Source organism: Stenotrophomonas sp. Y-13, from assembly GCF_046267925.1.
Lineage (GTDB): Bacteria > Pseudomonadota > Gammaproteobacteria > Xanthomonadales > Xanthomonadaceae > Stenotrophomonas > Stenotrophomonas acidaminiphila_A.
Genome location: NZ_CP176501.1, coordinates 3,585,589 through 3,598,665 on the forward strand (window position 1 = coordinate 3,585,589; position 13,077 = coordinate 3,598,665).

Below are 13,077 nucleotides of genomic sequence, written 5' to 3' on the forward strand. Positions count from 1 at the left end.
CCGCCTGCACGGCGGATGACGACTCTACCTTTTGTCATGGATGACAGCCTTGGTTTTGGGCTTTGCCGTTGCTTCTCTCTCACTCCTCACTCCTCACTCCTCACTCCTCACTCCCCTTCCCCTACTCTGCCCTCTCGTCCCTCTCCACTCGTTCCCGGCTTTCAGCCACAATGCGCGCATGTCCGACGCACCCACCACCGCGCTGCTCGCGGTCAACCTAGGCACGCCCGAGACACCCACCGCCCCGGCGGTACGTCGCTACCTGGCCGAGTTCCTCGGCGACCGGCGCGTGGTCTCGATTCCCCCCCTGCTGTGGAAGCCGCTGCTGTATGGATTGATCCTGCCGCTGCGCGGCGGCCGCTCGGCGCACAAGTACGCACAGGTGTGGATGGCGGAGGGCTCGCCGCTGGCGGTGCATACCCGCCGCCTGGTGGCCAACATCGCCCGCGAACTGCCGCACTGGCAGGTACGCGAGGCCATGCGCTACGGCCAGCCGGCGCTGCAGCCGGCGCTGGACGCGCTGGCCGCGGCCGGTGCCACGCGCATCGTGGTGCTGCCGCTGTACCCGCAGTATTCGACCACCACCACGGCCTCGGTCGAGGACAAGGTGCAGGAGTGGCAGGCCCGCCACCGCGACGTACAGGTCCACACCATCCGCGACTATGCAGACGACCCGCAATGGGTGGCGGCGGTGGCCGCCTCGATCCGCGACTACTGGCAGGCGCACGGCCGCGGCGACCGCCTGGTGTTCTCCTTCCATGGCATCCCGCAGCGGCTGGCGGACGCTGGCGACCCGTATCCGCAGCGCTGCGAAGCCAGCGCGCGGGCGATCGCCGCGGCGCTGGAACTGGGCGACGGCGACTGGCAGCTGGCCTACCAGTCGCGCTTCGGCCGCGAGCGCTGGCTGCAGCCCTATGCCGAACCCACGCTGTGGGCGCTGGCCGAGGGCGGCGCGCGGACGCTGGACGTGGTCTGCCCGGGTTTCGCCACCGACTGCCTGGAAACGCTGGAGGAAGTGGCGATGGGTTTCACCGCCACCGTCGCCGAGCGCGGCGCCACCATGCGTTACATCCCCTGCCTGAACGACGCTCCCGCACATGCCCGCGCGCTGGCCGCGCTGGCCGTCGCCCAGGGCGCATGACCACACCGTTCGAACTGGACGCCGGCGGCCTGCGCGTGGCCGGGCTCCGCGCCGGCACCCGCGGCGGCACGCCGGTGCTGGCACTGCACGGCTGGCTCGACAACGCCGCCAGCTTCGTCCCGCTGGCGGCGCGGCTGCCGGCGCTGGACTGGGCGCTGGTGGACCTGCCCGGCCACGGCCTGAGCGACCCTCTGCCTGCCGAGGCGGCGTACACCACGCCGCAGGCGATCGTGCAGGTACTGGCGATCATGGACGCGCTGGGCTGGGAGCGCTGCGTGCTGCTGGGCCACTCGATGGGTGCGGCGATCGCCAGCCTGGTGGCGGCGGTGGCGCCACGGCGGACGCAGGCGCTGGTCGCCATCGAGGCGCTGGGCGGCCTTGCCGCACCCGCCTCGCAGACCGTCGAACGCCTGCGCGCGCACGTGGCGGCACTGGCCGCGTTCAGCGACAAGCAGTTGCGCGTGTTCGCCGATATCGCCGCGCCGGTGCGCGCGCGCATGCTGGCCAACCAGCTGGACGAGGCCTCGGCGCGGCTGCTGGTTGAACGCGGCGTGCGCCCGGTCGCCGGGGGCTGGAGATGGCGCAGCGACCCGCGGCTGATGCTGCCCACCGCGGTGCGCATGACCGAAGAGCAGGTGCGCGACGTGCTGGGCGCGATCCAATGCCCGGCGCAGGTGATCTACGCCACGCCGGCGCAACCCTACTTTCCCGAGCCCGAGCGCAGCCAGCGCGCGGCGTTGCTGGCGCATGGCCGCCTGCACACCCTGCCCGGGCACCACCACCTGCACATGGACCAGCCCGAAGCGGTGGCGGCGGTGATCCGCGATTTCCTCGGGACGATTCCCGGCGGCTGAGACCGCGGCGACCGCGCGCGGATGCGCGCCGGGCGGCTGCGTCAGGCGCCGCGCAGCAACTGCCGCAGCGTCGCCTTGAGCCGGCGGCCTTCCTCGCGCAGGTAGTCGCGTTCGTGCCGCCAGTGCGGGAAACGCGCCTCCACCTCGGCCCAGAAGGCCGGCGAATGGTTGGCCTGCAGCAGGTGGCACAGCTCGTGGACCAGCACGTACTCGAACGCCGCCGGCCGCGCCAGCGCCAGCGCCAGGTCCAGCGCCAGCGAACCGTCCGGCGCCAGCGAGCCCCACTGCGAGGACATCACCTTCAGCCGCACCCGCGCGGGCGCGCGTGGCAGCCCCGGCAGGTAAGCGGGCAGCCAGTGCCCGACATCGGCGCGCATCCGCGCCTCGTAGAACTCGCGCAGCACGCGCCGCAGCGAAGCGTCGCCGGCCCGCGCCGGCAGCTGGATGCAGGCGCCTCCGGCATCCACCTCGATCCGGGTGAAACGGCCTTCCTGCCAGCGCACTGGCAGCAACGCCCCGCGCAGCGGCAGCACGCCGGGTTCGCGCAATGCCAGCGGCGGCGCCAGCAGGCCCTCGCCATCGAACCGCGCCAGCTGCTGCTGCAGCCACTGCCGGTTGGCCTGCAGGAAGCGCTCGCCGGACGCCAGGCTGGCGCGCAGCGGCAGGGTCAGCCGCGCGCCGCGTTCATCGACGCTGAGCTTGAGCCGCCGCGCACGCGGGTCGCGCACGCGCAGCACGTCGATCTCGGCATCGTCCAGGCGCAGCCGCACGGTGTCGCGCTGGATGACGGGCGCGGCGACGGCGGCCAGGCGGCGGAACAGGGTGGTCATCGCTCCAGCATAGTCCCTGGGCGGCCGCCGGGACGGTCGGCGGATCGCCCGTTCAGCTGTCGGCCTTGCTCAGCTTGAACGCCTGCTCCAGCAGCAGGAACAGGCGCCGGATCTCGCCGCTCTGCAGTGCGAACCGGGCGTCGAGTTCGGCGCGGCGGCCTTCCTCGTCGATGTGTTCGAGCTGGTCCAGGGCGCCGTCGAGGAACTTGAGCTTGCGCACGATCAGGTCGTCGCCGAGCACGAACGACAGGTTGTCCTCGAACACCAGCGCCAGCTTGGTGACCTGCTTGCCGGCGTCCAGGTGCTTGTCGATCTCGTCGCAGCGCAGTTCCTGGTGCTGGCACTTGACCACCGCGCCACCTTCCACCGGGTCCTTCATCTCGCACTCTTCGCCCAGGCTCAGGCCGTCGGGCAGGGGCTCGCCGGCGATCCACGCGGTCAGGATCGCGCGCGGCGCGACCTCGGCGTTCAGCGGCATCGCCGGGAAACTGCCGAGCATGCCGCGGATGTCGCTCATCACGTTCTCGCCGGTCTTGCGGCTGGAACTGTCCACCGCGACGTAACCGTGCTGCAGGTCGAGGAAGGCGTCGGTGCGCGAGCTCTTGACGAAGGCGCGCGGCAGCAGCTCGTGCAGCAGGTCGTCCTTGAGCCGCTTGCGCTCGCGGCCGCCGGGCTTGCGCCCTTCCTTCTCCTCGATCTCCTCCAGCTTCCGCGCCAGCAGGTCGTTGACCACCGCGCCGGGCAGGATCTTCTCCTCACCGCCGACGGTGAGCCACAGCGCATCGCCGATGCGGTGCGAGAACTGCTCCTTCTCTTCGCGCCCGAACGGCGAGATGAAGCCGCGCGAACTCATTTCCAGCGCACCGACCGGCTTGAGCGCGACGTGCGGCAGCAGGGTGTCGACCTCGGAGAAATCAACCGAGGTGGGGAAGCGGAACAGGGTGAGATTCTTGAAGAACATGGATGTCCTGCGAAATGCGTGATCGGCGGAAGGAATCCTCCCGCCCGGAAAAAGCGCCGCGACGCGGCGCATGAATCATGACGGCCGCGCCGCCTCAGTCCTCTTCCTGCGGAAGCGCGGCCTGCTTGTCGCCACCGGCCAGCCATGCGTGCGCATCGGGCAGCGGCGCGTCGTCGCGGCGGCCCAGCGCCATGAAATCGAACAGGTTGGGATCGGCCATCTGCGAGGGTCGGATGTCGCCCAGCGCGCGTGCGATCTGCTCGATGCGGCCGGGGTGGTCCTTCTCCCACTGCTGCATCATCAGCCCGACCTGCTTGCGCTGCAGGTTCTCCTGGCTGCCGCACAGGTTGCACGGGATGATCGGGAACCGGCGCGCCGCCGCGTAATCGATGATGTCGCTCTCGCGCACGTAGGCCAGCGGGCGGATCACCACGTGCTTGCCGTCGTCGCTGCGCAGCTTGGGCGGCATGCCCGAGATCTTGGCGTGGTGGAACAGGTTCATGAAGAACGTGGCCACCATGTCATCGCGGTGGTGGCCCAGCGCGATCTTGGTGAAACCGTTGGCCTCGGCGTAGCTGTACAGCGAGCCGCGGCGCATGCGCGAGCACAGCGAACACATGGTCTTGCCTTCCGGGATCACCCGGCTGACCACCGAATAGGTGTCCTGCTCGATGATGTGGTACGGCACGCCGATGCCGGCCAGGTACTCCGGCAGCACGTGCTCGGGGAATCCCGGCTGCTTCTGGTCCAGGTTCACCGCCACCAGCTCGAACGGCACCGGCGCCTTCTTCTGCAGCTGCAGCAGGATGTCCAGCAGGGTGTAGCTGTCCTTGCCGCCGGACAGGCAGACCATGACCTTGTCGCCGGCCTCGATCATGCCGAAGTCGGCGATGGCCTGGCCGACCTGGCGGCGCAGGCGCTTGCCGAGCTTGTGGTGTTCGCGTTCGGCCACGCGTGGATCGCGGGCGCGCGGGGCGGGATCGGGAAGGGGAATGACGGCACTCATCGCATGCATTCTACCGGCTGGCCCCGCGCTCCACAGGGGCGGGTGACACGGGCTGGCACAAAAGCGTCATGGCGACGTCACGCCGCGCTGACAGCATCCCGGGCTCCCCCGTCCAGCCCCTGGGTCCATCGTGCTCGATAACCGTCTTGCTTCCGCTGTCTGCCGTGCGCTGCTGCTGTCCTCCGCCCTTGCCCCGGCTTCCGTGCTCGCCCAGGAGGCCGCCAGCGCCTCCCACTCCTCCGCCAAGGACCTGGATACGGTGATCGTCACCGGCCGCAGCGGCACCGGCGTGCGCACCAAGGCCGAGACCAGCTACTCGATCACCAACATCGAGGAAGAGCAGCTGCGCATGCAGGCACCGACCAGCGTGACCGAAGCGCTCAAGTCGGTGCCCGGGTTCTGGGTGGAAGCCTCCGGCGGCGAGGCCAGCGGCAACATCCGCGCTCGCGGCATCCCGGTCGACGGCTTCGGCTCGGTCACCCTGCTGGAAGACGGCATCCCGGTGGTGCATGACCCGGCGCTGGGCTACCTCAACGGCGACCAGGCGTTCCGCCTGGACGAGACCATCGAACGCATCGAGGTGGTCCGCGGCGGCCCGGCGTCGGTGATGTATTCCAACGCGCCGGCCGGTGCGATCAACTTCATCCCGCGCCAGGTCGGCGAGGACGCCAGCGGCGTGTTCAAGTACACCGCCGGCGACAGCGGCCTGAACCGCCTGGACTTCGCCTACGGCAGCCCGCTGGCCAATGGCTGGAAGCTGTTGCTGGGAGGCTTCTACCGGGTCGAGGACGGCGTGCGCGACCCGGGCTTCAACAGCAACGACGGCGGCCAGTTCCGGCTGAACCTGGCCCGGGAATTCGAGGGCGGGCGCTTCAGCATCGACGCCAAGCGCATGGATGACCGCGTTGCCCTGTACCTGGGCATCCCGATGTACACCAACGGCAACGGCGACATCCGCGCGGTGCCCGGCTTCGATGGCAACCATGGCACGCTGGCCGGCCCGGAAACGCGCTACCTGTCGATGAAGACCGCCGATGGCCGCGGCTGGGACTTCGACAACAGCGAAGGCACCCATGTGAAACGCGACCAGCTCACGTTCAAGCTGGAGACCGCACTGGGCGGCGACTGGGAACTGGCGCAATCGGCGCGCTTCAGCCGCACTGACACCATCCGCAACGGCGTGTTCCCCAACTCGCTGACGCCGGCGGCCACGTTCCTCGCCGGGCAGAAACAGCTGCTGGCGTCGGTGCCGGGCGCCACCGCGCTGGGCCTGCGCTACGTGAATGGAAGCGGCGGCTTCGACACCGCCAGCCAGAATGGCAACGGCCTGCTGGTGGTCGGCGGCCTGCGCGGGCTGGACATCCCGGTGCGCGAGTTCGTCAGCGACACGCGGCTGATGCGCAGCTTCGCGCTCGGTGGCCAGCAGCACGACCTCACCGTGGGCTACTACCTGGCCTCCACCCGCGAGGACTACACCCGCTATTCGTCCTCGGTGCTGATGGATGCGGCCAACAACGCCCGCCTGCTCGACCTGGTCGCGCTGGATGCCAACGGCAACGTGGTGCGCACGCTCAGCGACAACGGCGTGTGGCGCTACGGCTACGAGTGGAACAACGCCTCCGGCGAACAGAAGACCCAGGCCTTCTATGTCAGCGACGAGTGGCAGGTGAACGACAGGCTGCGCATCGACAGCGGCATGCGCTGGGAGAAGGCCAGCAGCAGCGGCTGGAACGAGGTGCGCCGCAGCGTCAACGGCGGCACCCTGGCGACCTCGCAGATGCTCACCGGCTCGGGCCTGTACGTGAACCACGACCTGGCGTCGGACGACCTGGGCTGGTCGGTCGGCGCCAACTGGCAGTTCAACGACGGCATGGGCGTGTTCGGCCGCTGGACCTCGGCGTTCCGCCTGCCCAGCCTGGGCAACTACCTCACCCGCAACGACAACTGCGACCCGACCTCGGCGGCGACCGTCGCCGCCTGCGCAGCGGCCAACGGCAAGGCAGCCGACACCCAGACGATGGACCTGGCCGAAGTCGGCTTCAAGTTCGCCAACCCGCTGTTCAGCGCCTACGCCACGGCGTTCTACACCAAGTACGACAACGTCGGCTTCAGCAACTACCGCTTCAACCCGGACACCGGCGTGTCCACCCGCGAAGCCGGCTATGCCAGCACCCGCACGTTCGGCCTGGAACTGGAGACGGCGTGGTACCCCAGCGACTGGTTCGACCTGCGCGTCAACGCCACCTGGCAGGATGCGCAGTACCGCGACCTGCGCTACAGCGAACTGGTCAATGGCGCGCCGGTGCTGCGCGATTTCGTCGGCAACCAGCTGATCCGGGTACCGGAGCTGGGCGCGCGCGTGGTCGCGGGCCTCAACCTGCTCGACCAGCGCCTGCGCCTGCAGGCCGCCGCCGAGCACCAGGGCGAGCGCTACGTGGACACCGCCAACTCGGTGCGGCTGCCGTCCTACCGGCTGCTCAACCTCAGCGCGCGCTACGAGCTGACCGACCGCGTGTCGATGTACGGCTACATCGACAACGTCACCAACTCGCTGGGCCTGACCGAGGGCAATCCGCGCGCCGGCGAGCTGGCCAGCAGCGACGCGGGCGCCAGCGCCTTCATCGCGCGGCCACTGCTGGGCCGCAACTACCGCCTGGCCCTGATGTACCGGTTCTGATGCGCGCCCTGTCCGCGATGATGCTGGCGGCACTTGCCGCCAGCCCCGGCGCCCACGCCGCGCAGACCCTGCAACTGCAGGGCACGCTCAGCGGCAAGGACCATCAACGCTACCTGGAGCTGCCGTTCGGCGTGCCCGAGGGCACCGGCAGGGTGGACATCACCCTGCATCATGACGGCGCCGGCGAGCGCACCGTCATCGACCTCGGGCTGCTGGACGCACAGGGCTTCCGCGGCTGGAGCGGCGGTTCGCGGCGCGCGGTCACGGTTTCCCGCTACGACGCCACGGGTGGCTACCTGCCCGGCGCATTGCCGGCAGGCCAGTGGAAGGTGCTGCTGGGCATTCCCAACATCCGTGCCACGGCGCGCACGCCCTACACCGTCAGCGTGACGCTGTGGGACGAGGGCGAAGTGCAGGCCGGCAGGGACCGCGTGCCGCAGGTGCTGCGCGAGGAGCCGGCCTGGTACCGCGGCGACCTGCACATGCACAGCACCCACAGCGACGGCAGCTGCGCCAGCCAGCAGGGCAACAAGGTGCCCTGCCCGCTGTTCCTGAGCCTGCAGGCGGCGGCGCGGCAGGGCCTGGATTTCGTCGCGGTCACCGAGCACAACACGGCTTCGCACCTGGAGGAGCTCGCCCGCCACCAGCCATGGTTCGACCGCCTGCTGCTGATTCCGGGCATGGAGGTCACCACCTTCCAGGGCCACGCCAACGTGTTCGGCGTCAACGGGCCGCTGCCGTTCCGGCTCGGCGACACCCTGCCCGACTGGAACCCGCTGCTGCGCCAGGTCAACGACAGCGGTGCGCTGCTGTCGATCAACCACCCGGCGCTGGCCTCGGGCGAGGCGTGCATGGGCTGCGGCTGGACCCCCGCCAGACCGGTGGACATGGACGCGGTCGCCGCGGTGGAGGTGGTCAACGCCAGCCAGGCCGATGGCCCGCGCGCGGGCGTCGGCTTCTGGGAGCAGCAGCTGCAGCAGGGCCGGCGCATGACCGCCATCGGCGGCAGCGACAGCCATGATCCGGGCGCGGCCGATGGCCCCTCGCCGATCGGCCGGCCCGCCACCCTGGTGCATGCGCCGGCGCTGTCGCGCGACGCGATCCTCGCCGCGCTGAGGCAGGGCCGGGTGGTGGTGGACGTGCGCAACGTCGCCGGCAGCCGGTTGGACCTGTGGCTGCGCGGCGCGGACGGCCAGCGCACCGGGATGGGCCAGCAACGGGACCTGGCCGCCGGACAGTGGGCCACCGTGCACGCCGAGCTGGACTATCCCCGCCCGCTGCGCGTCGAGTTCGTCATCGACGGCCAGCGCCACCCCGCCACGGTGGAAACCGGCGCGGACGGCAGCCAGCGGGCCAGCCTGCGCTGGCGCTCGGATGGCAAGCGGCACTGGTTGCGCGTGGATGCGCGCGATGCCGACGGCAGCCTGTTGATGCTGGGCAATCCGGTGTACGTGAACTGGTCCCGCTGACCGGCTAAGCTGGCGGCATGTCCGAGCTGCCGTCCCTCGCCGAGATCAGCCAGCGCATCGCCGAACTGCGGGCCGAGCACCGCAGCCTGGACGAACGCATCGGCAGGCTCGCCGCCAACCCGGATGACGAACTGGACGCGAAGCGGCTGAAGAAGCGCAGGCTGCAGCTCAAGGACTGCATCGCCCGCCTGGAAAGCATGCTGATTCCCGACGAGCCGGCCTGAACCGCAGCGCCGCCACGCCCGCCACTCAGGCCGCGTGGCGGGCGATGACCCGGTTCGCTTCCAGCAGCGATGCACCGCTTTGCCGGCGGTAGGCCCGGATCGCGGCGATCCTGTTCCCGCTGCGCAGCAGCGCCTTCACCGCGTCCGACGGGTCGGGCAAGGCGGAAACATCACGCGGCGGGCGCAGGGCGTGCAGCGCGGCGAACACGCTGGCGATCGCCACCCCCCAAAAAAAATCCGATGGCCGCATTGCCGTCTCCTTCCACTGCCCGGTGCAGGGGAATCCTCAGCCCGCCGCCGGTTCCTCCGGCTTCACCGCCTCCGGGCTCACCCGCTCGATGGTGTGGCGCAGTTCGCGGCCGAGGATGAACTTGGCGTCCTTGGCCCAGGCGTCCAGGCGCTCGTCGAACAGCAGCTTGCTGTTCTCGTCCGGCCACACCAGGCGCAGCTCGCGCATCTTCTGGATGAAACCGCGGAACAGGGTTTTGTCGAAGAACTCCGGCGCGGCCGGAGCGTAGAGCAGGCTCAGGCGCTGCGCGGCCTGCTGGCACAGGCTCTCCAGTTCGGCCGCGCCGAGCACGCCGGGGCCGTTCTTCACCAGCACCGAGATGGCGATGTAATAGCGCTCGAACGCCTGTTGCAGCGAGTGGCCGATGGCGCGCAGGCGGAATACTTCATCGGTCTGGCCGGTGCTGCGCGCGAGCATGCCGCCCTCGTCCTCGCCCACCTGCTGCAGCAGGCCTTCGCGCACGAACACGTTGATGGTCTGCTCGATGCGCGCGGCGAATTCGTCCTCGGTCCACGGCAGGAACAGCTCCTGCTGCAGGAACGGGTACAGCCCGCGGCCCAGCCGCAGCAGGCCGGCGCGGCTCATGCGGCGGTTGTTCTGGAAACAGCAGGCCACCCACGAGGACGCGGTGAACAGGTGCAGCACGTTGTTGCGGAAATAGCTCAGCAGCACCGCGGTATCGCCGCTGACGCTGAGCACGTCGCCCAGCGGGTGCTTGACCCGGGTGAGGACGTTGATCTCCTCGGCGTGGGCGATGATGCGCTCGGGCGAATGCGGGGTGACCGTCACCCGGTCCGAATACGGCAGCTCCACCAGCAGCTTCTTGCACAGCTCGATCTGCGCGATCAGGTCGGCCTCGCCCATGGCGTGCTTGGGCGTGGACAGCAGCGCCAGCGCCAGCAGGTTGATCGGGTTGACGTCGGCGGCGCCGTTGATGCGTACCTGGATCTGCTCGGCCAGGGTATCGACCGTGCTAGACAGCCACGACGGCTTCTCGTCCTCGGACACCGGCTGGCCATCCCATTCCGGCGCCTTCTCGGCCAGCACGTCGTTCAGCGCGATCGGCTCACCGAAGTTGACCACCACCTGGCCGTAATTCTGCTTGAGCACCTTGGGGATGCCCCACAGCAGCGCCCAGATCGACTCCTTTTCCTTCGGCCGCCCGGACAGCTCGTCCAGGTAGCTGTTGCCCTCCATCAGCTTCTCGTAGCCGATGTAGATGGGCTGGAACAGCACCGGCTTGCGCGGCTGCCGCAGGAACGCGCGCAGGGTCATCGAGATCATGCCGCCCTTGGGCTGCAGCAGGCGCCCGGTGCGCGAGCGCCCGCCCTCGACGAAGTACTCGATCGAATAGCCACCGGCCACCAGCTGCGCCACGTATTCGCTCAGCACCGCCGAGTACAGCGCGTTGCCGCGGATGCTGCGGCGGATGAAGAACGCGCCGCCCTTGCGCAGCAGCGTGCCGACCACCGGCAGGTTGAGGTTGATGCCGGCCACGATGTGCGGCGGCACGATGCCGCGGTCGTACAACAGGTAGCTCAGCAGCAGGTAGTCCATGTGGCTGCGGTGGCTGGGCACGTAGATCACTTCGTGCCCGGGCGCGGCTTCCTTGAACTTGTCCAGGTGGTGGACCAGCACGCCGGCGTAGATGCGGTTCCAGACGTGGGTCAGCATGAAACTGGCCGAGCGCACCACCGGGCTGGAATAGTCGGCGGCGATCTCCCAGGCATAGCCCTGCGCCTTCTTCCAGGCATCGGCCGGCCGGGAGTTGTCGCGCTTGGCCTGGGCGGCGATGGCCTCGCGCACCGGCTCGGCCTCCAGCACCTTGTCCACCAGCAGGCGGCGGGTGGACAGGTCCGGGCCGATGATCGATTCACGGATGCGGCGGAAGTGCGCGCGCAGCACGCGCTGCAGCTTGCGCACGGTGCGTTCGGGCTCCAGCCCCTCTTCCACGGTCTCGCGCAGCGAAATCGGCGCGGCGAAGCGCACGATGCTGTCGCGGCCGTTGAGCAGCACCGCCAGCAGGCGGCGGAAGCGGCCGACCAGCGCCCAGTTCTCCGAGAACAGCACCGCGAACCAGCCGCTCTGCTTGTCCGGCGCGCGGCCGACGAAGATCGACACCGGCACCAGCTGCACGTCCAGCGCCGGGTTGGCGCGGTGCGCCTGCAGCAGCCGCGCCAGCGAGTCGGAATGGGTGCGGGCGCCGCGCTGCTCGGGGATCAGCGCGTTGTTGCTGGAGCGCCGCGACAGCGCGACATAGGCGCGCTTGCGCCCGGTCGGGTCGCCGGCCAGCGGCACCAGCGGCGACGGCAGCCCGGCGTCGCGGCAGGCCTTGTCCAGGATCAGCGCGTTGGACAGGCCGTAGTCCTCCAGCACGTAGACCACCGGCTGCGCCGGGTCGTGCTGCAGTTGCTCGGGCTCGATCTTCAGGCCGAGCCACGGCTCGATCAGGCGGCCCAGCAGGCGCGCCCACAGCGGGCGCCGGCCCGGGCGTACGGGCGGTCGGCCGGCCGTGGCCGGCAGGGGGGAGGCGGCCGCGGCGCTGGTGTCGCCCGGCGGCAGGAGTTCGCCCTGGTCGGGCCCTGGATTCTGTTTCGACATCGGCGACATTATGGCGTAGCTGCCGCCGCCCGGCTGTTCCCGGCGTGGGCATCCGCGTCGGCGGCGGTGCCGGCCCCGGGGGACACGGTGTCCGCCGGCGGCGGCGCGGCGGCACGCGCGGCCGCCAGCACCGCGTCCACTTCGGCCAGGGTGCGGGCCAGGTACCAGTGGCCCTCCCGGCGCTGCAGCGCCACCTGCAGGTCGATGTCATGGCCGGCCAGCGGGTACTGCACGTGGACCACGGCATGGTCGCCGTCCTGGCTGGCCAGGCCGGTGCGCATCTGCGCGACGCTGTCGTCCAGCGACAACCCGTAACTGGCCAGCACCTGTTTGCTGGCCGCGGCGAACGGTGACAGCCGCTGCAGGCTGCCGGTCATGCCCGCCGCCTGCAGCGCGGCGTCGCTGTCCAGGCCGGTGGCGCGCGCGGCGGTGGTCAGGGTGGTGATGGTGGAGCCGGCCAGTTTGGGATCGGACAGCGGCGCGGCCTGCGCCCAGGCGCTGAGTGCCTTGACCAGCTGCACGTAGTGGGCGCGTTCGTCGTCGCTGTAGTCGCCCTGGTGGCTGATGTACTGCTCGCCGAACAGGCCCAGCGAGTGCGCGGCCTGGCGCACGCCGGCGGCCTGCCCGGCGATCTGCGCCTTGAACGCGCGCTGCAGCCGGGTTTCGGCATCGGGCGCGGACAGCGTGGCCAGCAGCGCCGGCAGTTTGTCGTGCAGGGGCAACTGGTCCAGCGGCCAGCGGCTGTGGCCCTGGGCCCAGGCCGCCTCCAGCTCCGCGTACTGCGCCGGCGGCACCGCCGCGCGGGCATAGCCGGCCAGGTCGTTGTCGTGCAGGTGCTGGACCAGCTGGCGCACGGCCGCTGCCGGCTCGGTAGCCGCACCCGGCAAGGGCTCCGGCGTGCGCCGGCACCCGGCGGCGAGGACCGCCACTGCACAGAGGGAGAGCAGGACCAGACGCGAACGGCTGCGAGATGAACGGCGTGGCATGGCGTCGTTGGTCCTCCCCCGGGGCCGTCGCATCTTGCG

The 13,077-nt window shown here is 70.3% G+C and carries 11 protein-coding genes; 5 read left to right on the forward strand and 6 right to left on the reverse strand.

What is annotated here, in order from left to right; all coding sequences use genetic code 11:
• Positions 1–178: 178 nt before the first annotated feature.
• A complete protein-coding gene (hemH, locus tag ACJ7VY_RS16150; RefSeq protein WP_104939992.1) occupies positions 179–1,141 on the forward strand; it encodes a ferrochelatase in 963 nt (320 codons plus the stop codon).
• On the forward strand, positions 1,138–1,995 hold the full coding sequence (locus ACJ7VY_RS16155; RefSeq protein ID WP_409476061.1) for an alpha/beta fold hydrolase: 858 nt from the start codon (positions 1,138–1,140) through the stop codon (positions 1,993–1,995). The genes hemH and ACJ7VY_RS16155 overlap by 4 nt, the downstream gene beginning before the upstream one ends.
• Before the next feature lie 41 nt (positions 1,996–2,036).
• Here ACJ7VY_RS16155 and ACJ7VY_RS16160 read toward each other — a convergent pair whose 3' ends face one another.
• The 3 genes from ACJ7VY_RS16160 to ttcA all read right to left on the reverse strand — a co-directional run bounded on the left by ACJ7VY_RS16160 (position 2,037) and on the right by ttcA (position 4,792).
• Positions 2,037–2,825: a M48 family metallopeptidase gene (locus ACJ7VY_RS16160; protein ID WP_409476062.1), complete on the reverse strand. Its 789-nt coding sequence runs from the start codon at positions 2,823–2,825 to the stop codon at positions 2,037–2,039.
• 52 nt (positions 2,826–2,877) lie between these two features.
• Positions 2,878–3,786, reverse strand: a complete 909-nt coding sequence (locus tag ACJ7VY_RS16165; RefSeq protein WP_104939995.1) for a recombination-associated protein RdgC — start codon at positions 3,784–3,786, stop codon at positions 2,878–2,880.
• Positions 3,787–3,880: 94 nt separating this feature from the next.
• A complete protein-coding gene (ttcA, locus tag ACJ7VY_RS16170) occupies positions 3,881–4,792 on the reverse strand; it encodes a tRNA 2-thiocytidine(32) synthetase TtcA (RefSeq protein WP_199776740.1) in 912 nt (303 codons plus the stop codon).
• Positions 4,793–4,922: 130 nt separating this feature from the next.
• Here ttcA and ACJ7VY_RS16175 point away from each other — a divergent pair, with 130 nt between their 5' ends.
• The 3 genes from ACJ7VY_RS16175 to ACJ7VY_RS16185 are packed head-to-tail and all read left to right on the forward strand — an operon-like array spanning position 4,923 to position 9,162.
• A complete protein-coding gene (locus ACJ7VY_RS16175) occupies positions 4,923–7,469 on the forward strand; it encodes a TonB-dependent receptor (protein ID WP_409476063.1) in 2,547 nt (848 codons plus the stop codon).
• Positions 7,469–8,938, forward strand: a complete 1,470-nt coding sequence (locus ACJ7VY_RS16180; protein WP_240213071.1) for a CehA/McbA family metallohydrolase — start codon at positions 7,469–7,471, stop codon at positions 8,936–8,938. Before ACJ7VY_RS16175 ends, ACJ7VY_RS16180 begins: the two co-directional genes overlap by 1 nt.
• A gap of 17 nt (positions 8,939–8,955) precedes the next feature.
• Positions 8,956–9,162 (forward strand): YdcH family protein, encoded by a 207-nt coding sequence (locus ACJ7VY_RS16185; RefSeq protein WP_240213070.1) that lies wholly within the window; start codon positions 8,956–8,958, stop codon positions 9,160–9,162.
• Positions 9,163–9,187: 25 nt separating this feature from the next.
• Here the strand turns inward: ACJ7VY_RS16185 and ACJ7VY_RS16190 are convergent, their stop codons facing one another.
• From ACJ7VY_RS16190 to ACJ7VY_RS16200, 3 genes are all read right to left on the reverse strand, one after another.
• Entirely contained in the window at positions 9,188–9,385 is a 198-nt protein-coding gene (locus tag ACJ7VY_RS16190) for a hypothetical protein (RefSeq protein WP_161614586.1), read from the reverse strand.
• Positions 9,386–9,448: 63 nt separating this feature from the next.
• Positions 9,449–12,061, reverse strand: coding sequence for a glycerol-3-phosphate 1-O-acyltransferase PlsB (gene plsB / locus ACJ7VY_RS16195; protein ID WP_161614585.1), 2,613 nt, complete (start codon positions 12,059–12,061; stop codon positions 9,449–9,451).
• Complete coding sequence (locus ACJ7VY_RS16200) at positions 12,061–12,906, reverse strand: hypothetical protein (protein WP_409476064.1); 846 nt, start codon at positions 12,904–12,906, stop codon at positions 12,061–12,063. The genes plsB and ACJ7VY_RS16200 overlap by 1 nt, the downstream gene beginning before the upstream one ends.
• Positions 12,907–13,077: the final 171 nt, after the last annotated feature.

What these genes read in the sequence shown, in the direction of transcription:
- hemH (WP_104939992.1), top strand. Translation starts at nt 179, where the DNA reads ATGTCCGACGCACCCACCACCGCGCTGCTCGCGGTCAACCTAGGCACG.
- ACJ7VY_RS16155 (WP_409476061.1), top strand. Translation starts at nt 1,138, where the DNA reads ATGACCACACCGTTCGAACTGGACGCCGGCGGCCTGCGCGTGGCCGGG.
- ACJ7VY_RS16160 (WP_409476062.1), bottom strand. Translation starts at nt 2,825, where the DNA reads ATGACCACCCTGTTCCGCCGCCTGGCCGCCGTCGCCGCGCCCGTCATC.
- ACJ7VY_RS16165 (WP_104939995.1), bottom strand. Translation starts at nt 3,786, where the DNA reads ATGTTCTTCAAGAATCTCACCCTGTTCCGCTTCCCCACCTCGGTTGAT.
- ttcA (WP_199776740.1), bottom strand. Translation starts at nt 4,792, where the DNA reads ATGAGTGCCGTCATTCCCCTTCCCGATCCCGCCCCGCGCGCCCGCGAT.
- ACJ7VY_RS16180 (WP_240213071.1), top strand. Translation starts at nt 7,469, where the DNA reads ATGCGCGCCCTGTCCGCGATGATGCTGGCGGCACTTGCCGCCAGCCCC.
- ACJ7VY_RS16185 (WP_240213070.1), top strand. Translation starts at nt 8,956, where the DNA reads ATGTCCGAGCTGCCGTCCCTCGCCGAGATCAGCCAGCGCATCGCCGAA.
- plsB (WP_161614585.1), bottom strand. Translation starts at nt 12,061, where the DNA reads ATGTCGCCGATGTCGAAACAGAATCCAGGGCCCGACCAGGGCGAACTC.